General features: G+C 70.6%; 23 protein-coding genes and 1 pseudogene. 14 read left to right on the top strand and 10 right to left on the bottom strand.

Going from position 1 to position 20,268, the window contains the following annotated elements; all coding sequences use genetic code 11:
- Position 1 precedes the first annotated feature (1 nt).
- Genes E7Z54_RS16675 through E7Z54_RS16660 form a run of 5 tightly spaced genes read left to right on the top strand, consistent with a single transcriptional unit; the run spans position 2 to position 5,286 of the window.
- A complete protein-coding gene (locus E7Z54_RS16675) occupies positions 2–1,207 on the top strand; it encodes a type II secretion system F family protein (protein WP_136435609.1) in 1,206 nt (401 codons plus the stop codon).
- On the top strand, positions 1,207–1,686 hold the full coding sequence (locus E7Z54_RS23380) for a type IV pilus modification PilV family protein (RefSeq protein ID WP_168798383.1): 480 nt from the start codon (positions 1,207–1,209) through the stop codon (positions 1,684–1,686). Before E7Z54_RS16675 ends, E7Z54_RS23380 begins: the two co-directional genes overlap by 1 nt.
- Complete coding sequence (locus E7Z54_RS16670; RefSeq protein ID WP_168798382.1) at positions 1,674–2,321, top strand: PulJ/GspJ family protein; 648 nt, start codon at positions 1,674–1,676, stop codon at positions 2,319–2,321. The genes E7Z54_RS23380 and E7Z54_RS16670 overlap by 13 nt, the downstream gene beginning before the upstream one ends.
- The gene (locus E7Z54_RS16665; protein WP_136435605.1) at positions 2,318–4,504 is read left to right on the top strand and encodes a hypothetical protein; all 2,187 of its coding nucleotides are present in this window, start codon (positions 2,318–2,320) and stop codon (positions 4,502–4,504) included. The genes E7Z54_RS16670 and E7Z54_RS16665 overlap by 4 nt, the downstream gene beginning before the upstream one ends.
- Complete coding sequence (locus E7Z54_RS16660) at positions 4,486–5,286, top strand: prepilin peptidase (protein WP_346763555.1); 801 nt, start codon at positions 4,486–4,488, stop codon at positions 5,284–5,286. Before E7Z54_RS16665 ends, E7Z54_RS16660 begins: the two co-directional genes overlap by 19 nt.
- Positions 5,287–5,307: 21 nt before the next feature.
- Here E7Z54_RS16660 and E7Z54_RS16655 read toward each other — a convergent pair whose 3' ends face one another.
- Positions 5,308–5,511, bottom strand: coding sequence for a hypothetical protein (locus tag E7Z54_RS16655; protein ID WP_136435602.1), 204 nt, complete (start codon positions 5,509–5,511; stop codon positions 5,308–5,310).
- A gap of 156 nt (positions 5,512–5,667) precedes the next feature.
- Here E7Z54_RS16655 and E7Z54_RS16650 point away from each other — a divergent pair, with 156 nt between their 5' ends.
- A complete protein-coding gene (locus E7Z54_RS16650) occupies positions 5,668–6,138 on the top strand; it encodes an SRPBCC family protein (RefSeq protein ID WP_136435600.1) in 471 nt (156 codons plus the stop codon).
- 29 nt (positions 6,139–6,167) lie between these two features.
- Positions 6,168–6,761: an alpha-ketoglutarate-dependent dioxygenase AlkB gene (locus E7Z54_RS16645; RefSeq protein WP_136435598.1), complete on the top strand. Its 594-nt coding sequence runs from the start codon at positions 6,168–6,170 to the stop codon at positions 6,759–6,761.
- A 3-nt stretch (positions 6,762–6,764) separates the two neighbouring features.
- Here the strand turns inward: E7Z54_RS16645 and E7Z54_RS16640 are convergent, their stop codons facing one another.
- Positions 6,765–7,169: a four-helix bundle copper-binding protein gene (locus E7Z54_RS16640; RefSeq protein ID WP_136435596.1), complete on the bottom strand. Its 405-nt coding sequence runs from the start codon at positions 7,167–7,169 to the stop codon at positions 6,765–6,767.
- 157 nt (positions 7,170–7,326) lie between these two features.
- Here E7Z54_RS16640 and E7Z54_RS16635 point away from each other — a divergent pair, with 157 nt between their 5' ends.
- Positions 7,327–7,590: a hypothetical protein gene (locus E7Z54_RS16635; RefSeq protein ID WP_136435594.1), complete on the top strand. Its 264-nt coding sequence runs from the start codon at positions 7,327–7,329 to the stop codon at positions 7,588–7,590.
- A 135-nt stretch (positions 7,591–7,725) separates the two neighbouring features.
- Here the strand turns inward: E7Z54_RS16635 and E7Z54_RS16630 are convergent, their stop codons facing one another.
- The 7 genes from E7Z54_RS16630 to E7Z54_RS16600 form a co-directional block, all read right to left on the bottom strand.
- Positions 7,726–9,732: an NADPH-dependent 2,4-dienoyl-CoA reductase gene (locus tag E7Z54_RS16630; RefSeq protein ID WP_136435593.1), complete on the bottom strand. Its 2,007-nt coding sequence runs from the start codon at positions 9,730–9,732 to the stop codon at positions 7,726–7,728.
- Complete coding sequence (locus tag E7Z54_RS16625; RefSeq protein ID WP_136435591.1) at positions 9,729–10,322, bottom strand: PadR family transcriptional regulator; 594 nt, start codon at positions 10,320–10,322, stop codon at positions 9,729–9,731. Before E7Z54_RS16625 ends, E7Z54_RS16630 begins: the two co-directional genes overlap by 4 nt.
- Before the next feature lie 78 nt (positions 10,323–10,400).
- Entirely contained in the window at positions 10,401–10,799 is a 399-nt protein-coding gene (locus tag E7Z54_RS16620) for an arsenate reductase ArsC (RefSeq protein ID WP_136435589.1), read from the bottom strand.
- Positions 10,799–11,530 (bottom strand): aquaporin, encoded by a 732-nt coding sequence (locus E7Z54_RS16615; RefSeq protein ID WP_136435587.1) that lies wholly within the window; start codon positions 11,528–11,530, stop codon positions 10,799–10,801. The genes E7Z54_RS16620 and E7Z54_RS16615 overlap by 1 nt, the downstream gene beginning before the upstream one ends.
- Positions 11,527–11,883, bottom strand: a complete 357-nt coding sequence (locus E7Z54_RS16610; RefSeq protein WP_136435585.1) for an ArsR/SmtB family transcription factor — start codon at positions 11,881–11,883, stop codon at positions 11,527–11,529. Before E7Z54_RS16610 ends, E7Z54_RS16615 begins: the two co-directional genes overlap by 4 nt.
- 47 nt (positions 11,884–11,930) lie before the next feature.
- Entirely contained in the window at positions 11,931–12,746 is an 816-nt protein-coding gene (locus E7Z54_RS16605) for a winged helix-turn-helix transcriptional regulator (RefSeq protein WP_136435583.1), read from the bottom strand.
- Positions 12,747–12,889: 143 nt separating this feature from the next.
- Positions 12,890–13,447 (bottom strand): hypothetical protein, encoded by a 558-nt coding sequence (locus tag E7Z54_RS16600; RefSeq protein WP_206056323.1) that lies wholly within the window; start codon positions 13,445–13,447, stop codon positions 12,890–12,892.
- Between the two features lie 413 nt (positions 13,448–13,860).
- Between E7Z54_RS16600 and E7Z54_RS16595 the strand changes: the two genes are divergently transcribed.
- The 4 genes from E7Z54_RS16595 (at position 13,861) to E7Z54_RS16580 (ending at position 18,422) form a co-directional block, all read left to right on the top strand.
- Complete coding sequence (locus tag E7Z54_RS16595; RefSeq protein ID WP_240769739.1) at positions 13,861–15,861, top strand: DEAD/DEAH box helicase; 2,001 nt, start codon at positions 13,861–13,863, stop codon at positions 15,859–15,861.
- Positions 15,862–15,870: 9 nt separating this feature from the next.
- Positions 15,871–16,740: an SDR family oxidoreductase gene (locus tag E7Z54_RS16590; RefSeq protein WP_206056322.1), complete on the top strand. Its 870-nt coding sequence runs from the start codon at positions 15,871–15,873 to the stop codon at positions 16,738–16,740.
- Positions 16,741–16,886: 146 nt separating this feature from the next.
- Positions 16,887–18,158 (top strand): DUF445 domain-containing protein, encoded by a 1,272-nt coding sequence (locus E7Z54_RS16585; protein WP_136435579.1) that lies wholly within the window; start codon positions 16,887–16,889, stop codon positions 18,156–18,158.
- A gap of 18 nt (positions 18,159–18,176) precedes the next feature.
- Positions 18,177–18,422, top strand: a complete 246-nt coding sequence (locus E7Z54_RS16580) for an RNA-binding S4 domain-containing protein (protein ID WP_136435577.1) — start codon at positions 18,177–18,179, stop codon at positions 18,420–18,422.
- A 7-nt stretch (positions 18,423–18,429) separates the two neighbouring features.
- Here E7Z54_RS16580 and E7Z54_RS16575 read toward each other — a convergent pair whose 3' ends face one another.
- Positions 18,430–18,801, bottom strand: a complete 372-nt coding sequence (locus E7Z54_RS16575) for an FKBP-type peptidyl-prolyl cis-trans isomerase (RefSeq protein WP_136435575.1) — start codon at positions 18,799–18,801, stop codon at positions 18,430–18,432.
- Between the two features lie 81 nt (positions 18,802–18,882).
- Here E7Z54_RS16575 and E7Z54_RS16570 point away from each other — a divergent pair, with 81 nt between their 5' ends.
- Positions 18,883–19,698: a PP2C family protein-serine/threonine phosphatase gene (locus tag E7Z54_RS16570; RefSeq protein ID WP_206056320.1), complete on the top strand. Its 816-nt coding sequence runs from the start codon at positions 18,883–18,885 to the stop codon at positions 19,696–19,698.
- Positions 19,695–20,268 (top strand): annotated as a pseudogene (locus tag E7Z54_RS16565) (hypothetical protein); the annotation flags it as partial. The gene E7Z54_RS16570 and the pseudogene E7Z54_RS16565, both read left to right, overlap by 4 nt.

Genomic DNA, 20,268 nt, shown 5'->3' with positions numbered 1-20,268 from the left:
GATGCCGAAGTTCGCCTATGTGGGCACCACGACGGAAGGCCGGCCGGTCAAGGGCGTCGAGCGGGCGGGCAGCCGCGGTGACGCCGAGATCGCACTCTACGAGCGGGAGCTCCGCGATCTGCGGGTGACTGAGAAGAAGAGCGTCCTCCAGTACGAGATCTCCGGTCCGCGGATCAAGCGGGACGCCGTCATGCACCTGTCCCGGCAGATCGGTGCGTTCCTCAGAGCGGGCCTGCCGATCCTGGACGCCGTGCACTCGATCGGATCGGAGGCGGAGAACTCCTCGGTGCGCCGGATGATGAACGAGATCGAGGACGGGCTCCGCAGCGGAGAGCGGTTCTCCGACTGCCTGGAGCGCTTCCCGAGAGTCTTCCCGGAGTTCTACCGCGGCATGGTGCGGTCGGCAGAGCTCACCGGAGAGCTCGACACCGTGCTCGCCCGGCTCTCGAAGTACATCGAGCGCGACCTGGAGGCACGCCGCAAGATCAAGTCGGCGCTGATGTATCCGATGGTCGTGGCCGGGTTGTCCGTGTTCGTCGTGGGGGTCCTTGCGGTCTACGTGCTGCCCAAGTTCGAGCAGTTCTTCGCCGACCTCGACGCCGAGCTCCCCCTGCCCACCCGGATGCTGCTCGGCTTCACGGGGTTCCTGGGCAACTGGTGGTGGGCGCTGGCCGGCGGACTCGGCACGATTGTGTTGCTCTTCGTCGTGATCACTAGGTTCGAGCCTGGGAAGTACGCCCGGGACGCCTTCCTGCTCAAGGTCCCGGTGCTGGGTGAGACAATCCAGTACGCGCTGGTGGAGCGGTTCTGCCGGGTGCTCGCCTCGATGGTCGGCGCGGGTGTCAACCTGCCCGAGGCGCTCAGGGTGACGACGGCCGCGCTGCGCAACCGGGTCTTCATCAGGAGACTCAGCCTGGTCGGGGAGGCGATGCTCGAGGGTCAGGGCATCGCCACGCCGCTGGCTCGGACCGAATTGTTCCCGGGCACCGCCACCTCGATGCTGCGGGTCGGTGAGGAGACCGGCTCGATGGACGACCAGCTCGAGCTGACCGCGCAGTACTACGAGGTCGAGCTCGACTACAAGATCAACAAGCTGACCTCGCTGTTCGAGCCGATCGTGATCATCGTGATGGGCGTGATCGTCGGGTTCGTCGCGGTCGCCCTGATCTCGGCGATGTACGGCATCTTCACCCAGGTCGACATCTGATGGATGCTCGCCCTGACCTCGGCTCCGATGCCGGTGCGACGCTGGTCGAGACGCTCGTCGCGCTCGTCATCCTGAGCCTCGCAGCCGTCGCGATCCTCGCCGGGGTCCAGCTGAGCGTCCAGGCATCCGACATGCATCGCAAGCAGACGACCGGCGGTGCCTATGTCCGCAGCTACGCGGAGGCGATCGAGAAGCACGTCACCGCGCCCGGGGTGGATAACTACCAGCCCTGCGCCGCATCGAACGGCTACAACGTGCCGGCGGTGATGAGCCAGCTCGACCTGCCCACGGGCTACACGGCCACCCATGCGGCGGCGGTCCCGCTGGCAGGCGCCGGCGGTCCGGCGACCTGCCCGGACGACCGGGGCGTCCAGAAGCTGCAGCTCACCGTCCGCAGCACCGACAACCGTGCCGCCGAGACGCTGACCGTGATCCTGCGCCGTTCCTGCGATCCGAGTGTTGCGCCGTGCACGAGCTGATCCGCGGCGCGCGCCGGAGGCTGCGCGAGGACGCCGGCTTCACGCTTCCCGAGCTCGTGATCACGGTGGCGATCATGGGCATCATCGCGTCGGGCCTGGCCGGCGTGGTGATCAGCTACCTCAAGCACACCGTCGACACGCAGGCGCGGCTGACCGAGTCCCACGACGTGCAGTTCGCTGCGGCGTACTGGCAGCGGGACGTGGCCAGCATCGGCGTGCGCGGTGCCTACGACAACGACCCGGCCGTCCACTCGTTCCCCCTGCAGCAGTCCGTCAACGTCACACCGGCGTGTGCCCTGCCGGCGGGCACGGAGGTCGTCACCCTGGCGTGGAGCGAGTACAGCTCGCTCAGCTCGACCGACCCGCCGGTGAAGGTGACGGTCAGCTACGTCGCCCAGCTGCAGGGCACCACCTACGACCTCCTCCGGGTGCGGTGCGGGACCGCGCCGGCGACGGTGAAGGTGGCGGACAACCTCTCTGTCGTGCCGACGGTGAAGTGTGACGGCACGGCTGCGGACTGCGACGCGAGCGCGGTGCCGGTCGTCGTCACCATGGCGCTCACCGTCGTCGACCCGGACGGGCACGGCACCTCGACCTATGCGGCGACGCTCACGGGTGAACGGAGACAGACATGATCCGCCTGACGGCCCGTCGTCGACGGGCAGGCGACGACGAGGGCGCGATCCTGATCATGGCGATCCTGGTCGTGACCGTGGTGTCGCTCGTGGTCGGCATCGTGCTCACCCGCGGTGACGGCAGCCTGCGGGCGACGGTCGCGCTGCGCGAGGTGGCCGGATCGTCGTACGCCGCCGACGGAGCCGCTCAGGTGGCGATCAACGGTCTGCGAACCGGTCACTGGGCCGGCACCGACCCGAAGCCGCCGGGGTGGGGCTTCAACAACACCTTCGACGGGTCCGGGTGCTTCGGCAGGAACACCGACAACAGTGCCGTCGACACTCTGGTCCTGCCGAACCTCTATCCCGCGACCGGACGCCAGGGCGCGCCGACCTCGGCGGCGGTGACCTGCGAGGCGGAGGACGCCACCGGGGCCCAGGGCTCGCCGGTCCCGATCACCAACGCCAACAAGCCGGGCAACGCGATCCTCACGCTCGGCACCGGTGGCGAGACCGGGCTCTACGCCAAGCCCCAGGGCAACTCGATCGGCGAGTTCCGGGTGCACGGCGGGATCTGGTCCAACTCCAACATCGTCGCGGACAACGGTGACATCCGCTCCAGCACCAGCATCCGTGCCAACGCCGGGTGCTCGCCGATCGCGGCCATGAAGGCGCCCGTGGTGGACTGCAGTGCCGTGACGGTGCCGGACCCCGACTATCCGAGCGACATCGCCCTGGCGGGCACCGGCGTTCCGCCGTGGCAACAGGTGCCCGGCACGTCGGCCTGCGACGGGGTGGTCGAGTTCGAGCCCGGCTACTACGACGACGCCAGAGCGCTGAACGCCATCACCAACAGCACGGTCAACGCCTGCAAGGCCAGCACCTTCTGGTTCAAGCCCGGCACCTACTACTTCGACTTCCACAACAACACCGCCGATCCTCTCTTCGACGCCGACGTGGCCCCCAGCGGGGGAAGCGAGTGGGTCGTCGGCCAGGGTGACCTGGTCGCCGGCACGCCGATGGGAGACGTCGCGAACCCGAGCTACCCCGGCTCGTGCCAGAACCCCATCGACGACGTGACGACCGTGGGCGTGCAGTTCGTGTTCGGTGGCGAGAGCCGGATGAAGGTCAACGACGGGGCCAACGCCGAGATCTGCGGCAGCTACCATGCCGACCGGCCGCCGATCGTCCTCTATGCGCTCAAGGCCGGAACGGCGACCCCGATCGTGCTCAGCGACGCGTCGGGTGACGACGGCGACTCGCTGACTGCGACCGGCGTGTCGGTCTCGCCGAGTGGCACCTTCAACACGCCCACGCCTGAGGAGGTCCGGGGTCCCGGCGACGGCGGAGCCACGTGGACCAAGACCACCAGCGGCACCCAGACCGGCACCATCTCACTCACCGGCCTCACCCCGCCCGCGAGTCTCCCGAAGGGGTCCGTGCTCAAGGGCGCGGTCCTGCGGGTCACCCACAACGAGACGACGGCCGCGTCCACCATCAAGGTCACCCCGGCCGGCGGGTCCGCGATGCCCGCCTTCGACCTCCCGGTGAGGCTCGCCAGCACTACCGACGTCGTCGACCTGTCGACCAAGCCCGGGTGGGGCGCCTTGCAGAAGGCGGTGCACGACAACGGCCTCACCGCCTTCGGCATCGACTTCGCGGCGACGCTCAAGCTCAACGAGTCGGCGGGTCTCGACGGGGTCCGGTTGGAACTGACCTACTACGTGCCCCAGCTCCGCGCGCAGAACGACGTCGGCCTCGGCGCGTCGAACTGCCTGCAAGTCGGCCGTGACTGCGGCGGCGGCACCCCTGGCGCGATGCTGTCGACACCCACCAACTACAAGAACCATCTCTACATCCAGGGCACGACCTACGCGCCGATCTCGAGGCTCGACCTCAACCTCAACCAGGCAACGGCCCAGGTGATGCGGTTCGGCGTGGTCGCGCGGTCGCTCGCCATCCGCGAGACCGGAGCCTTCGCCTACGAGGGACCCGTGATCGAGCTGCCGGACAACTCGCCCGGCTGGGGATTCGGCGGCACGCTCGTCCAGCTCAAGGTCTACCTGTGCCCCGGTCAGGCCACGTGCAGCGTTGCCCCCGACAGGCTGGCGCTCAAGCTGCGGGTGCAGGTCTGGGACCCTAGTGGCATGCCCGAACCACCGCAGCGGCAGATGACCGTGCTGAGCTGGAGCCACGTCCGCTGAACGAGATCCCCGTCGCGGCCGTCGCCGCCCTCGCCGGCGCGCTCGGACTGGCGATCGGATCCTTCCTCAACGTGGTCGCCCACCGGCTGCCACGAGGCGAGTCGGTGGTCAGTCCTCCGTCCGCCTGCCCGGACTGCGGCACGGAGATCCGGGCGCGCCACAACGTACCGGTGCTCGGGTGGCTGGTGCTCCGCGGCAGGTGCTACGACTGCGGGGCGCCGATCAGCGCTCGCTACCCGCTACTGGAGGCGGGCACCGGGGTGCTGTTCGTGCTGACGGCGCTGCGGTTCGGCGACGAGCTGCGGCTGCTGCCCGCGTACCTGGCCTTCGCGGCGATCGGCGTCGTGCTGGCCGTGATCGACCTGGACACCCGCCGCCTTCCGAACGCGATCGTGCTGCCGTCGTACGTCGTCCTCGGGGCGCTGCTCGCGATCGGCTGGGACGGGGAGTCGCTGCTGCGGGCCGGCTTGGGCGCGGCGATCCTCTTCGGGTTCTTCTTCGCGGTGGCGATGGCCGCCCCGGGCGGGATGGGGTTCGGCGACGTGAAGCTGGCTGGCATCGTCGGCGGGATGACCGCCTACCTGTCGTGGGGGTCGCTGCTGGTCGGCGCGTTCCTCGGGTTCCTGCTGGGCGCCGTGGCCGGCGTGCTGCTGATGGCGGCCAGCCGGGCCGGCCGCAAGAGCGCGGTGCCGTTCGGGCCGTTCATGATCCTCGGCGCCTGGGCGTCGATCCTCGGCGCCAGCCACCTCGGCGAGTACTACCTCGACCTGATCGGCCTCTAGCAGGTGTAGCTCAGGGCGCGCTCACTGCTCGGCGAAGCAGACTAGGCAGGACCCCGGGCCGTGGTGGATGTTGCTCCGGTGCATCCGGTCGGCTCGGTCGATCAGCTCGTCGAGCGCGCGCTCGGAGTGCGCGATCTCCACGATGACCTCCTCCAGCTCCGGTGACAGGCCGGTTGCGGCGGTCTGCGGCTGTTGCGAGTCAGCAGGCTGTGCGGCGGCGGTCATGGTCCCTCCCAGGTCCGGTGGACGGCGGAGCTGCTCCGCAGCACCGCTCCTGATGGTCTATCGGCACCAGATCGCGCCAGACAACTGGTTGGTCGACGGGTTTCTCTCGGCGTCCTCGGGTACCGCAGTCCAGGACACGACGAGAGGAGAGCGCTGATGAGCACCATCGAGAAGACGGTCACCGTAGACGTCCCGGTGAGAACCGCCTACGACCAGTGGACGCAGTTCGAGACCTTCCCCCAGTTCATGGAGGGTGTGGAGGAGGTCAAGCAGCTCGACGACAAGCACCTCCACTGGAAGGCGAAGATCGCGGGCGTATCCCGTGAGTGGGACGCCGAGATCGTCGACCAGACCCCTGACGAGCGGATCACGTGGCGCGCGGTGGACGGCGCGGCGAACGTCGGAACCGTCTCGTTCGCGCCCGAGGACCTGGGCCAGGGCACACGCGTGACGCTCCGGATGGAGTTCGAGCCCGAGGGCATCGTGGAGAAGGCCGGCGACGCGCTCAAGATTGTCGACAAGAGGACCGAGGGCGACCTCCAGCGGTTCAAGGAGTTCATCGAGGCGCGCGGCACCGAGTCCGGTGCCTGGCGCGGTGACATCAACCCTGGTCCGCCATCGAGCTGACCGACGCGTGCTGGGAACCGGTCGCGGGCATGTCGCGGATGCGCGGGGTGCAGGAGCGGCCGGCAGGTCTGGTGGTCCACCAGGACGTCCTATCTGTGGGGGAGGAGGCGCGCCTGGTGGGCCGCTTCGCGTCCCTCGACCTCCAGCCGGTGGTGATGCGTGGCGTCGCGTCGCGGCGTCGCGCCTGTCACTTCGGTGCGGGGTACGACTTCGACGCCCGGACCGCAACCGCGGCCATGCCGATCCCGACGTACCTGTTGAACCTGCGGACCCGCTGCGCGGACCTCGCCGGCGAGCACCCCGAGTCGTTCGTCGAAGGGCTCGTGACGGAGTACCGCGCCGGATCGGGCATCGGCTGGCACAAGGATGCGCTCGTCTTCGGCCACGTGGTGCTGGGCGTCTCGCTCGGCTCGGATGCCGTGATGCGGTTCCAGCGGCGCGCTGTCGGGGGCGAGCGGCGGGTCCACGAGGAGCCGCTGCCGCAGCGCTCCGCCTACGTGCTGACCGGCGCCGCGCGGTGGGTCTGGCAGCACAGCATCCCGCCGGTCACGGAGCTGCGGTACTCGGTCACGTTCCGCCAGCTGCAGTCCGGTCGTGAACTCGGCGGCCGCAGTCCGGGATGAGGTTCAGAGCACGGCGAGCAGCTCGCGGCACGCCTCCTCGCACCGCCGGCACACCTCGGCGCACACCTTGCAGTGCTCGTGCATGTCGCCATGGGATGCGCACTCCTCGCCGCACGACCTGCAGGCCTGAGCGCAGGCCTCCAGCACGGAGCGGGTCGTCGCGGCGTCGTACCCGGTGCGGCGGGAGAGGACGCGCGCCGTGGTGCCGCAGACGTCGGCGCAGTCGAGGTCGCCGCGGATGCAGGAGCGGAGGTCGGCCACCATCTCCTCGCTGAGGCAGGCGTCGGCGCAGGCGGTGCAGGCCTGGGCGCACTCGAGGCAGGCAGCCACGCAGCGCGCGAGGAGCTCGTTGTTCTCGAGGCTCCCGGCAGGGTGGGTCTTGCTCATTCTGGTGATGGTCTCGGTCATCCTCAGGTGGTAACCGGTACCAGGCCGGTCAACCGGGAAGCCCGGGTCTTTCGCTCCTGGGACGACGGAAGGTCGACGCGAACGCGGGACGGCGGCCCGGTCCGGCGACTACTGTCGGCGACTGACGTCACCCGCTCCCAGCCAGCTGTAGGTCCTCTTGAGCCCGACGAAGCCCGATCCCTTCGGCCCGTACCCCTCTCCCGAGGAGCTCGCGCGAGGCAAGCGCCGGGCCGCGGTCAACCTGCTGGTCGCCGCGGTCGCGGCCACCCTCGCCGTGGTGGCGCACCGTGCGGTGGGCGACCCCCGTCTGGTGCAGACCTACCTCGTCGCCGCCCTCCTGTTCCTCGGCGCCGGCCTCGGCCCGCTCGTCCGGGTGACCCGGACCGGTGACTTCGAGCGGACCGGGTCCGGCGCGGACTGATGGGGTGGGGGGCTGGGCGATCTGCAGGTTTCCCAAGGGATGCAGGCGAACCTGCACTTCCCCGGGCGTGCAGAGGCTGGGAAGCGTCGGTTCGCCTGCATCCCTTGGGAAAGCTGACGTGCGCGCAGCCCCCCGCTACAGCGTCACGGCCAGCTCGGTGCCCTGCCTGATCGCCCGCTTCGCGTCGAGCTCGGCCGCGAGGTCCGCGCCGCCGATCAGGTGCACGGCACCCGGGAAGTCCGAGGCCAGCAGGTCGTCGTACAGGCTGCGGACGGACTCCTGGCCGGCGCAGACCACGACGTGGTCCACGTCCAGCACCTGGGGCTCGCCGTCGATGGTGAGGTGAAGGCCGGCGTCGTCGATGCGGTCGTAGCTGACTCCGGTGAGCTGGTGGACCCCGAGGTCCTTCACCACCGCCCGGTGCACCCAGCCGGTGGTCTTGCCGAGGTCCTTGCCCTGCGCGGACTCCTTGCGCTGGAGCAGCCAGACCTCTCGCCTCGCGGTGCGCGGCGTCTTGGCGGTGACGCCACCGGGAACCAGATCGGGGTCGGTGACGCCCCAGTGCGCCTTCCACTCCTCGAGCGTCTCGGGCTCGTGGGTGAGCAGTTCGGTGACGTCGAAGCCGATGCCGCCGGCGCCCATCACCGCGACCCTGGCGCCGACCTGGACCCGGCCGGTGATCGCGTCGGGGTAGGAGACGACCTTCGGGTGGTCCATGCCGGGGATCGCGGGGGTGCGCGGCTCGACACCGGTGGCGACGACGACCTCGTCGAAGCCCTCGAGCAGCTCCCGGGTCGCGCGGGTGGAGAGCTTGACGTTGACGCCGAGCACCTCCATCCGGCGGCGGTAGTAGCGCAGGGTCTCGGCGAACTCCTCCTTGCCCGGGATCTGCATCGCGAGCCGGAACTGGCCGCCGATCTCCTCGGACGCCTCGAAGAGGGTGACCGCGTGGCCCCGCTCGGCGGCGGTCACGGCGGCGGAGAGCCCGGCCGGTCCACCCCCGATGACCGCGACCCGCTTCGCGTCGCGGGTGGGGCCGATCACCAGCGTCGTCTCGTGGCAGGCACGGGGGTTGACCAGGCAGGAGGCGCGCTGGGCCTGGAAGGTGTGGTCGAGGCAGGCCTGGTTGCAGCCGATGCAGGTGTTGATCTCGTCGGCGCGGCCGTCGCGCGCCTTCGAGACGAGGTCGGCGTCGGCGAGGAACGGCCGGGCCATCGAGACCAGGTCGACGCCCCGCTCGAGCACCGACTCGGCAACGTCAGGGGTGTTGATCCGGTTGCTCGCACAGACCGGGATGCCGACCTCCCGCTTGAGCCGGATCGTGGTGTCGACCCACGCGCCACGCGGCACACTGGTGACGATCGTGGGGACCCGCGCCTCGTGCCAGCCGATGCCGGTGTTGATCACGCTGGCGCCGGCGGCCTCGATCCGGTGGGCCAGCTCGACGGTCTCCTGCCAGGTCTGGCCGTCGGGGATCAGGTCGAGCAGCGACATTCGGTACATGACGAAGAAGTCCTGGCCGAGCTCCTCGCGGATCCGGCGGACGATCTCGACGGGGAAGCGCATGCGGTTCTCCACGCTGCCGCCCCACTTGTCCGTACGACGGTTGGTGGGCGCCGCGAGGAACTGGTTGATCAGGTAGCCCTCGGACCCCATGATCTCGACGCCGTCGTAGCCCGCCTTGCGGGCCAGCTTGGCGCTGTCGACGAAGTCGTTGATGGTTCGCTCCACCGCCTTCGCTGAGAGCGCCGACGCCTTGAACGGCGTGATCGGCGACTTGGTCGCGCTGGCGCTGACACTGAACGGGGTGTAGCCGTAGCGCCCGGCGTGCAGGAGCTGCAGCGCGATCCGACCGCCCTCGGCATGCACCGCGGAGGTCACCCGCTGGTGACGGTGCGCGTTGAGTCGCGTCGTCATCTGCGAGCCGAACGGCAGCAGCCAGCCGCGGACGTTGGGGGAGTAGCCGCCGGTCACGATCAGGCCGACGCCACCGCGGGCGCGCTCGGCGAAGTACGCCGCCAGCTCGTCGACGTGCCAGGGACGGTCCTCCAGCCCGGTGTGCATGGAACCCATGACCGCGCGGGACTGGAGGGCCAGGCCGCCGACGGTGGCAGGGCTGGTGAGGAGGGGGTACGACGTCATCGGTCGAGTTCCTTGCTGTCGGGCTGGTCGGGACGGTCGGGCTGGTGCCGGTGGGGCTGGTCGGTGTGAGCGTCGAGGTACTCGGTCAGCCAGCGGATCCAGAACTCCTCCATCAGGAGTCCGCCCCGCAGCACGAGGAACATGTCGAGGTCGGCGTCACGCAGGTTTCCCGGCGCGGGGAAGTCGCGCGCGGCGATGGACTCGTAGAGCGAGTGCCGCTTCGCGTGCTCGTCCAGCTGGCGTCGTACGTCGTCCAGCAGCGCGGTGCGGTCGCCGAGCGTGGCGCCGCGCATCTTGACCACGATGTCGCTGCGGACCGGGTCGAGGATGGTCGGCTCGGCGATCCAGCGGCGCAGCTCGGCCCGGCCGGCGCCGGTGACGACGTAGACCTTCTTCGCGGGCCGGTCGGCCTGGGGGACGACCTCGGCGGTGATCCACCCGTCCGCCTCCATCCGACCGAGCACGCGATAGATCTGCTGGTGCGTGGCGCTCCAGAAGAAGCCGATCGAGGCATCGAAGCGGCGGGTCAGGTCCGAGCCCGATGCAGCCCGCTCGCTGAGGGAGACGAGGATCGCGTGCTCGAGGGCCATGGGCCTAAGCGTGCCTTGCCAGCAGCCCCTATGCAACTAGTTGCAAAGGTGATCCTCGCTACGCCGCCGATCGGACGCTCACGCGCCGAGGGACGCGATCAGCGCCTCGACCCGCGCCCTGATGTCGTCGCGGATCGGCCGGACGGCCTCGATGCCCTGGCCGGCCGGGTCGTCGAGCTTCCAGTCCTCGTACCGCTTGCCGGGGAAGTAGGGGCACTCGTCGCCGCAGCCCATCGTGATCACCACGTCGGAGGCCTGCACCGACTCGGTCGTCAGCACCTTGGGCTGCTCGCCCGCGATGTCGATGCCCTCCTCCCGCATCGCCTCGACGGCCACCGGATTGATTTGGTCGGCCGGCTGGGAGCCTGCGGAGAGCACCTCCACGCGGTCGCCGGCCAGTGCCTGCAGGTAGCCCGCGGCCATCTGCGAGCGCCCGGCGTTGTGGACGCACACGAAGAGAACGGTCGGCTTGGTCATCAGGAGGACCTTCCTGGTCGGGTCGCCTCGGACCGGGTGGGGGCGGTCGAGTGGACGACCGTGGTCGGGAACAGCACTCGCACGGCGCCGTACCCGAGCAGGCCGCCGACGACCTGCATCGAGACGAACATCGCAACCGAGCTGGGATCGATGCCGGCGAAGGTGTCGGAGAACATCCGACCGACCGTGACGGCCGGATTGGCGAAGCTCGTGGAGGAGGTGAACCAGTAGGCGGCAGCGATGTAGCCGCCGACGGCGTAGGCGATGGTCTCGGTCCGGCCGGTGCGGATCGCGCCGAACACGACCAGCACGAGCCCGAAGGTGGCGACCACCTCCGCGAGCCACAGATGAGCGGCGCTGCGCTCGGTGGTCGCCATCGCCACCGCGTCGAGGTCGAACATCAGGTTCGCGAGTACGGCGCCCGCGACCCCGCCGGCGACCTGGGCCGCGACCAGGACGACCGCGGCGGCGGCAGTCACGCGGTGCAGCAGCACCTCGACGAGGGTGACCACCGGGTTGAACGCCGCGGAGACCGGCTGCAGGGTGAGGATCAACGCCACCAGCACGGCGCCGGTGGCGATGCTGTTCTGGAGGAGCTGCAGGCCGACGTCGTCGGGTGAGAGGCGGGTCGCCATGATCCCGGAGCCGATGACCGCGGCGACCAGCAGCGCGGTCCCGATCAGCTCCGAGACGGCGTTGCGGACCAGGTCGGCGCGCCGCGGTGCGGTCACTGGGCCGTGCGGCCGAGCAGCCCGGCCAGGTCGGAGAGGGCGGCGGCGTTGACCCGGTAGTAGACCCACACCCCGCGCTTCTCCCGGTCCAGCAGACCCACCTCGTGCAGCACCTTGAGGTGGTGGCTGATGGTCGGCTGCGAGAGGTCGAAGGCGTCGTTGAGGTCGCACACGCACGCCTCGCCCCCCGCGCCGGCGCCGACCAGGGACAGCAGCCGGAGGCGCACCGGGTCGGCCAGCGCCTTGAGCAGCGGGGCGATCTGCTCCGCCTGCTCCTGGGGGATCGCCTCGGCAAGCAGGGGCGAGCAGCAGGCCACGGTCTGGACCGGCGTCAGCTCCAAGGACTTCGACATGCATCTATGTTGACACAGGTCGATGTGCCGTCCACGCCGTGGAAGCGTCAGGCGGAGCCGTCGGACTCGCCGTCGGTCAGGTTGAACGCCGCCGCTGCCGCCACGGCCACGGTCGCCGCGGCGGTGGTGGCGACGGGTCCCGCCTTCTCGGGCTGGGTGGCCGTCTTCTTGGCGGCGGCCCGGTCCGCGCGCTCCCGCGTCGCCTGGGCCCACGGGCTCCAGAGGAACCAGCCGGGGAGTGCGCCGGTCAGCCCGGGCGGCCCGGCCACCGCCATCCGGCCGGCCTCGAGCGCCTCGGCCCAGGTGCAGTACCCCTGGAAGACGTCGGCGAGCGCCGGGGTGGTCGCGACCACCTCGACGTCGACCTGGAGGCCGGGGTCCTGCATGCAGACCGAGGCGTCGCCGCCCTCGATCACCAGCCAGGTCGAGATCGACTCGGGCGCGGTGTGCCGGAACTCGATGACCGTGCGGACGGATGGCAGCCGGTCGTGGTCGATCCGGCGGTGCATCCACCACATCAGGGTGCTCGCGGAGACGTCCTGCGGCCGGATCTCGTCGAAGAGCCACTCGATCGCCCAGCGGCCGAGGCTGTCGATGACCCGCTCGAGGTCCCGGCCGGCGGGGGTGAGGTGGTACTCGCTACCGCGGCCGGTCGGCGACGGCCACGTGTCGAGCACCCCGCGACGCTCCAGGTGGCGCAGCCGTTGCACCAGCAGGGACCGCGAGATGCCGGGCATCGCCCGCGCGATGTCGTTGAACCGGGTGTTGCCGAAAACCAGCTCCCTGATGATCAGAGGCGTCCAGCGGTCGGCGACAACCTCGGCCGCCATCGACACGGGGCAGTAGTTGCCGTAGGTGGGCATCGACCCATGGTCCCTGTGCGGACCTCGGGCCGGAAGACATTTGCAGGTAGCGAATCTGGACCGATCGGCTCACCTCGTCCCACGAAGGGGCGCAGTTCGCGCCACGAACCGGCGAAGTTCGCGGCGCGAACCGGCGCATCTGCTCAGCGAGGCCCGCCGAGCACCCCGGCGTCGTAGGCCTTGAGGACGGACGTCTTGTCCGCAGCGGTGAGCTTCCCGTCCTCGATCGCCTGGTCGAGCCGCTCGCCGAGCTCGGTGCGGCGTTCGGCGGCGTCGGCCGACCGGATCGACTCGAGGGCGGCCGTCACCTTGCTCTCCGCGATGCCGAGCTCGTCGGCCAGCGCCTTGGCGAATGCCGCCGTGCGCGCCGCCCGATCCTCCTCGGTCGGCGGAGTCCGCTCCTCGCCGTCGGCAGGCTTCTCGTCGGGAGCCAGGTCCTTGCGCACCGCCTCGAGGGCGGCCTCGAGCTTCTCCTCGGTGACGCCGAGCGACTCGGCCAGCTCGGCGGTGTCGGCGCCGAATCCTCGGCCGTGTCCTCCCGGGCCACCGTGGTCCCCACCCGGACGGGCCTCGGCGCTTGCCGCTCCGGTGGTGCTGTCCTCGCCCTCCACGGCGTTGGCGGACAGGGACACAGCGGTCGCGCCGCCGGCGACGGCGCCGGCGGCCAACAGGGCAGCGGCCCTCATGCGGTGCTTGGTCACGTCTTGCTCCTCTCGTGGTCCGCGGTGTGCGGACCCTCGACCCTCACCATCGCCGGCGGTTCTTGGCATGGCCTTCGCCGCACCTGGCAGGACCCTGTGAGTCCGGCATCGGCACTCGCCGGACGGCCGGCACGGCCGTGCGCTAATGTGGAGACCACCGCCGGGATGCCGCCCCAGGACGTCTCTCCTGGCGAGGAGCACCCGATCGGCGCCCTCCCGCAGCAGCGCGAGCCGCCGGCGAACTCTGCGGATCCGTCCGCATCGGAAGGACACCTGTGGCTCGAGGCCAACGGGGTACGACGCAGCAGCGCCGTACTCAGCCGGCGCGTCAGCGTCGGAACGAGGAGGGGATCATCCCTCAGCTCGCGCGCGCCGTACGCGAGGTCGAGGCGGCGGTCGCCCGCCGATCGGCCATGCCCGAAGTGCGCGCCAAGTTCCAGGTCGTCGCCCTCCTTGCCCGCGAGGAGCGGGCACGGGTGAAGGCCGACGAGTCGCTCTCCGACAGCAAGCGGAGCGAGGAGCTCAAGCGGCTCGACGGCATCGCGACGATCCTCGCCCAGACCGCGGCTCGCGACTCGACGCTGTTCACGCTGCTCGACGAGAACGCTGTGGTCTCCGAGTCTGCCAAGGCGATGCGTCGCGAGCTGCTGCGCAAGGCCGGCGTCGACGAGCCCGAGCCGGAGCCGGAGCCGGAGGTCGAGGAGGACGAGTCGACGCAGCTGGAGCGCCGGATCCCGCTCTCCGTGCAGGCCCGCCAGCTGTCGAACCCGTTCCTGGTGCCCGACTTCTCCCATGCCCGCGCTCAGGTGCGCCCGCGGCGCCTCGCCGGCTGGGAGCTGCTCGAGCCGTTGTTCCGCTCGTTCGAGCGTGCCGCGCCGGACGCGCCCGCCTGCATGCCGCTGCCCGACGCCGACAGCCTCACCGAGCTGACCGGTCGCCACGGTGCTCCGGTCGGCCGCGAGCTGATGCCGCACCAGGCGCAGCTCGTCGCGGCCGCTGCCTCCGGCCACCGCACCTTCCTGCTCGCGGACGAGCCCGGACTGGGCAAGACGGCCCAGGCGCTCCTGGCCGCGGAGGCTGCCGGCGCGTTCCCGCTGCTCGCCGTCGTGCCCAACGTCGTGAAGACGAACTGGGCGCGGGAGGTGGAGCTCTGGACACCCAACCGGCGCGCCACGGTCGTGCATGGGGACGGCGAGGACGTGGACGGCTTCGCCGACGTCATCATCGTCAACTACGAGATCCTCGACCGGCACACGGGCTGGCTGGCCCAGCACGGTCTGCGCGGGATGATCGTCGACGAGGCCCACTACATCAAGAACAAGGCGTCGCAGCGGTCGCAGAACGTCCTGCACCTCTCCGCGAAGATCCGTGAGCGGATCGCCCGACCCCTCCTGATGGCGCTGACCGGCACCCCCCTGATCAACGACATCGAGGACTTCCGTGCGATCTGGCAGTTCCTCGGCTGGATCGACGCGGTGGTGCCGCAGGGCGAGCTGATGGAGTCGCTGGAGGAGGTCGCACTCACTCCGGCCGACCCCGGCTTCTACCCCGCAGCACGTCGCGCTGTGGTCGAGCAGGGCATCGTGCGCCGTCGCAAGATCGACGTCGCCGCCGACATCCCTGCCCGCCGCATCGCCGACATGCCCGTCGAGCTCGAGGGCGAGGCCGGACGGTCGATCCGCCGGGCGGAGCAGGAGCTCGCGCGCCGCATGGTGGAGCGGTACGACGCCGCGCTGTCCACGCGTCGCAGCGGCGCCGTGGTGGAGGGCATCGACCACGAGCTCGTGCGTCGCGTCGCGACCTGGGAGCGGGAGGACACGTCGACCAAGACCGGCGAGAACGTCTTCGGCATGCTCCGCCGGATCGGCCAGGCCAAGGCGGGGCTCGCGGCCGACTACACCGCGCAGCTCGCGCGCAACGTCGGCAAGGTCGTCTTCTTCGCCAAGCACATCGACGTGATGGACATCGCCGAGCAGACCTTCGCGGAGCGGGGCATCAGGTACAGCTCCGTGCGCGGCGACCAGACCTCGACGGTGCGTCAGAAGCAGATCGACGCCTTCGTCAGCGACCCCGAGGTCCATGTCGCCGTCTGCTCGCTGACCGCCGCCGGCGTCGGGCTCAACCTGCAGGTGGCCTCCAACCTGGTGCTCGCGGAGCTGTCCTGGACGGACGCCGAGCAGACCCAGGCGATCGACCGGGTGCACCGGATCGGGCAGGCGGAGCCGGTGACCGCATGGCGGGTGATCGCCACGCAGACGCTGGACGTCCGCATCGCCGAGCTCATCGACAAGAAGGCCGGGCTCGCCGCCCGGGCTCTCGACGGTGCCGGCGAGGAGGTCGAGGGGGCCGCGATCGACCTGCAGACCGAGGCGCTGGTCGCGCTGCTGACTGCGGCGCTCGAGGCGCGCGGGTAGCCTGACGCCGTGCGTGCAGAAGGTCGGAGGGTCGCTGTCGCCGGCGGCACCGGAGTGGTCGGACGCCACGTGGTCGTCTCGCTCCAAGAGGCGGGTGCCACCACGGTGGTGATCTCCCGCGCCGCGGGGGTGGACGTGACCACCGGTGAGGGCCTGGACGCGGCCATGGACGGTGTCGACGCGGTGATCGACACGAGCAACGTGCAGACGCTGAGCGGCAAGAAGTCGGTCGCCTTCTTCGCGCCCGCCACCTCGAACCTGCTGGCCGCCGGTGAGCGGGCGGGTGTGCGCCACCACGTGGCGCTGTCGATCGTCGGCTGCGACCGAGTGGACCTGCCGTACTACCTCGGCAAGCGCCGCCAGGAGGAGCTGATCGCGGCCGGGACGGTGCCGTGGACGGTGCTGCGAGCGACGCAGTTCCACGAGTTCGCGGAGCAGATCGTCGAGCGCAGCCCGGGACCGTTCGCGATGGCGCCGAAGATGCTCACCCAGCCGGTCGCAGCGCGCGAGGTCGCGGGGGCACTGGTCGACCTGGCGCTCGGAGAGCCACGCGGCCTGGCCGCTGATCTCGGCGGGCCGAGGCAGGAGCGGATGGATGACATGGTGAGACGAGTGGTGCGCCGCCGGGGGACGGCGTGCTGTCGTCGTCCCGGTGCCGATGATGGGCAGGGCCGCACGGCAGATCGCCGACGGTGGACTGCTCCCCGGCGAGGGCGCGATGCTCGGCACCGAGTCCTTCGCGGAGTGGCTCGCGCGACAGTAACTGCTGGCTTCGGGGCGCGACTGTCGGCCGCGCTCGCCGATGTGACGCGGCTCACACCGCTGCCCGAGATTTCCGTGACAAGACATCACGGATATCCGGAACCTTGGCCGATATGATTCGTTGAATATCACACAAGGCCACCGGTGGCCGCCGGCTCGACCGGTGGCCACATGGTCGGCGTGCTGCGGTGACTGGGGGGTCTCGCGGCGCGTCGGGCGGTCCCGGATCCATGATCCGGGGCCGCCTTTGCTTTTGCGGAAGGATGACGGTCGTGACCGGCCCCCTCATCACGACCGACCCCTCAGCCGACGCCCATCGCCGCAGTGCCCTGCGGCGGATGCGAACCGTCGCGGTCTCGCTGCTGCTCCTCGCCGCGGCGGTCTACGGCGCGACGCTCGGTCAGGACGATGGTGTCCTGGGATATGTCAACGCCGGCGCCGAGGCCTCCATGGTGGGCGCGATCGCCGACTGGTTCGCGGTCACCGCGCTGTTCAAGCACCCTCTGGGCCTGCCCATCCCGCACACGGCGCTGATCCCCAAGCGCAAGGACGACCTCGGCAAGGGCCTCGAGGAGTTCGTCGGGGAGAACTTCCTGCAGGAGGACATCATCCGCGAGCGGGTCCTCGGGGTCGGGGTCGCGCAGCGCGTCGCGGACTGGCTCGCTGAGCCCGCCAACGCCGAACGGGTCGTCAACGAGGTCGCCGAGATCGCGGCGCTGGGCCTGAGCAAGGTCCGCGAGGACCACATCGAGTCCCTGGTCACCGAGGCGCTGGTGCCGCGGTTCCGTGAGGAGTCGATCGCGCCGCTGCTGGGCGGGCTGCTCGCCGAGGCGCTCCGTGACGACCTTCACCACGGCCTGGTCGACCTCATGCTCGAGGAGATGCACGACTGGCTGGTCGCCAACCCCGAGACGGTGCGCGAGGTCCTGGGGGAGCGGGCCCCGTGGTGGGCTCCGGAGAGTGTCAACACCTACGTCATCAACAGGCTCCACCTCGAGATGGTGCGCTGGATCGCCGAGATCCGAGGCAACCAGGAGCACCGCGCCCGCAAGGCGCTGGACTCGATGCTCGGCCAGCTCTCCGCGGATCTGCTCGACAACCCGGCGACCCAGCAGCGCGCAGAGCGCCTCAAGGAGCGCGTGCTCGACCATCCCGCGGTGATCGCGACCGCGATCTCGCTCTGGAACGCCCTGCGCAAGGCGCTGCTGACCTCGCTGGGCGACCCCCACGGCGCCGTACGACGCCGTCTGCTCGTCGAGGTCGAGTCCGGTTCCGCTCGACTGCGGTCCGACGGGGCGCTGCGCGACCGCCTCGACAAGGCGGCCGCGGACGCCGCGGTCTTCGCCGTCGACAGGTACGGCGCCGAGCTGACTGCCGTGATCACCCACACCATCGAGCGGTGGGACGGCAAGGAGGCCGCGCGCCGCATCGAGCTCCACGTCGGCCGCGACCTGCAGTTCATCAGGATCAACGGCACGATCGTCGGCGGGCTGGTCGGCCTGCTGATCCACGCCGTGTCCGTCGCGCTGCACTGACGGCCCTAGGCTGGACCCATGCCCGATCCCATGGACGTCCCGATCTCCGACGGATCGATCAAGCTCGGTCAGTTCCTCAAGCTCGCGAACCTCGTCGAGTCCGGCTCGGACGCGAAGGCGCTGCTCGCAGGCGGGATGGTGCGCGTCAACGGCGAGCCGGAGACCCGCCGCGGACGTCAGTTGACGACCGGCGACGTGGTCTCGGTGGCAGCCCAGTCCGCACGTGTCGTCGCAGGGGACGCCCCTGACAACCTGCCCTGGTGAAGGGCCGCTAGCTCACCCCGAGCAGGTCGACGACGAAGACCAGAGTCTCGCCGGGCTTGATCACGCCACCGGCGCCGCGGTCGCCGTAGCCGAGGTGGGGCGGGATGACGAGCTGGCGGCGGCCGCCGACCTTCATCCCCTGCACGCCGGTGTCCCAACCCTGGATGACCTGGCCGACGCCCAGCTTGAACTGCAGCGGCGCGCCGCGGTTGTACGACGCGTCGAACTCCTCGCCGGTGGAGTGGGCCACGCCGACGTAGTGCACCGAGACGGTGTGGCCGGCGGCTGCTTCGGGGCCGTCGCCGACGGTGAGGTCGGTGACCACGAGGTCGGTGGGCGGGGTGGGGTCAACGAAGTCGATCTCGGGCTTCTCGGTCATGGCTCCACCCTACGGCGCGATATGGTGCCCACCAGTGTCCTACCGCCGGGGGTGGGACATCGGCATGCTCGGGAGACGAAGGTGCAGTCCAGGACAACGGCGGCCGGCTCGTGGCTGTCGCCGGACGGCGCGGCGCACCTCGTCTTCGCTTCGGCGACCCACCCGGGTCAGGTGCGATCGCTCAACGAGGACGCGTGTCTGGCCGCACCTCCGGTGTTCCTCGTCGCCGACGGCATGGGCGGCCACGCGCGGGGAGACGTGGCCAGCCGGCTGGTCGTGGAGTCCTTCGTCCCGCTGCGTGGCCAGGTCGTGGTGCATCCCTCGGACCTGGACGCCGCCATCGAGACGTCACGGCGGAGCGTGGCTGCGCTGGCCGCGGAGTTCACCTCGGCCCCCGGCTCGACCCTGATCGCCGCCTCGTACGTGCTCGAGGACGGCCGTGGCTACTGGCTGCTCGCGAACATCGGCGACTCCCGGGCGTACTCCTACGCCGACGGGGTGCTCGACCAGATCTCCAAAGACCACTCGGTGATCCAGGAGCTCATCGACGCGGGAGTGATCACCCGCGACGAGGCGCTCGGGCATCCCGAGCGACACGTGATCACACGCGCGATCGGTGCGCTGACGGACTCGGAGGCAGACTTCTCCCTCGTGCCCGCCGAGCCCGGCTCGCGGTTGCTGCTGTGCTCGGATGGACTTCACTCGGAGATCTCCGAGACCGCCATCGCGCACATCCTGTCCGAGCACGCACCGCCGGCCCAGACCGTGCACACGCTGGTGGGCGCAGCCGTCTCGGCCGGCGGGCACGACAACGTGACGGTGGTCGTCGTCGACGTCGCCGGTGATGACGAGCGGCCCGCGGAGAACACGATGCCGACGGCCGGGGCGCGGCGATGACCACGTATCCGGCGGGGTATCTGGCGGGTGAGCTCGCCACCCTCGTGACGGTGGACGGAGTGGTCCTCACGACCCCCGACCGGCTCGCCGACGTGGTCGACCTCGCCGAGCGCGGCATCGCGCCGCTGACGGTCGTCGAGGTCCTCTCGCGCGGGACTCTCAGCAGCCTGCCGGACTTCGTCGCGGCGGCCGTCGTCGACGCCGAGGTGCGAGTTGTCGTCCGTGGGGCGTTCACGGTGCGCGTCGACGGCTTCGCCGTCGACGGCGAGGGTGTCGCAACCTGGACGGAGAGGTCCATACCGTTGGTGCCCGGCGCGGTCGTCGAGGTCATGCCGGTGGGCTCGACGCCGGTGGGCCCGGCATTGCCGCTGACCGGTGGCGTGGTCCGTAGCGGGGGTGTGCGCTGGGTGCCGTTCGGATCGCCCTCCGGGGCACCGGCTCCGGCGAGGGCGACCGCGACGGCAACCGTGACGACGCCCGAGTCCGTGCCCGTGCCGGAACGGACGGTCGTGAAGCGGCCGCGACCGGGGAGCTCGCCACCCTCGGCTCCGCCCTCCGGCATGCCGACCG

The sequence above is a fragment of the Nocardioides sp. genome (assembly GCF_004803405.1).
Taxonomy (GTDB): domain Bacteria; phylum Actinomycetota; class Actinomycetes; order Propionibacteriales; family Nocardioidaceae; genus Nocardioides; species Nocardioides vastitatis.
This window is presented reverse-complemented; position numbering and strand designations above follow the sequence as displayed.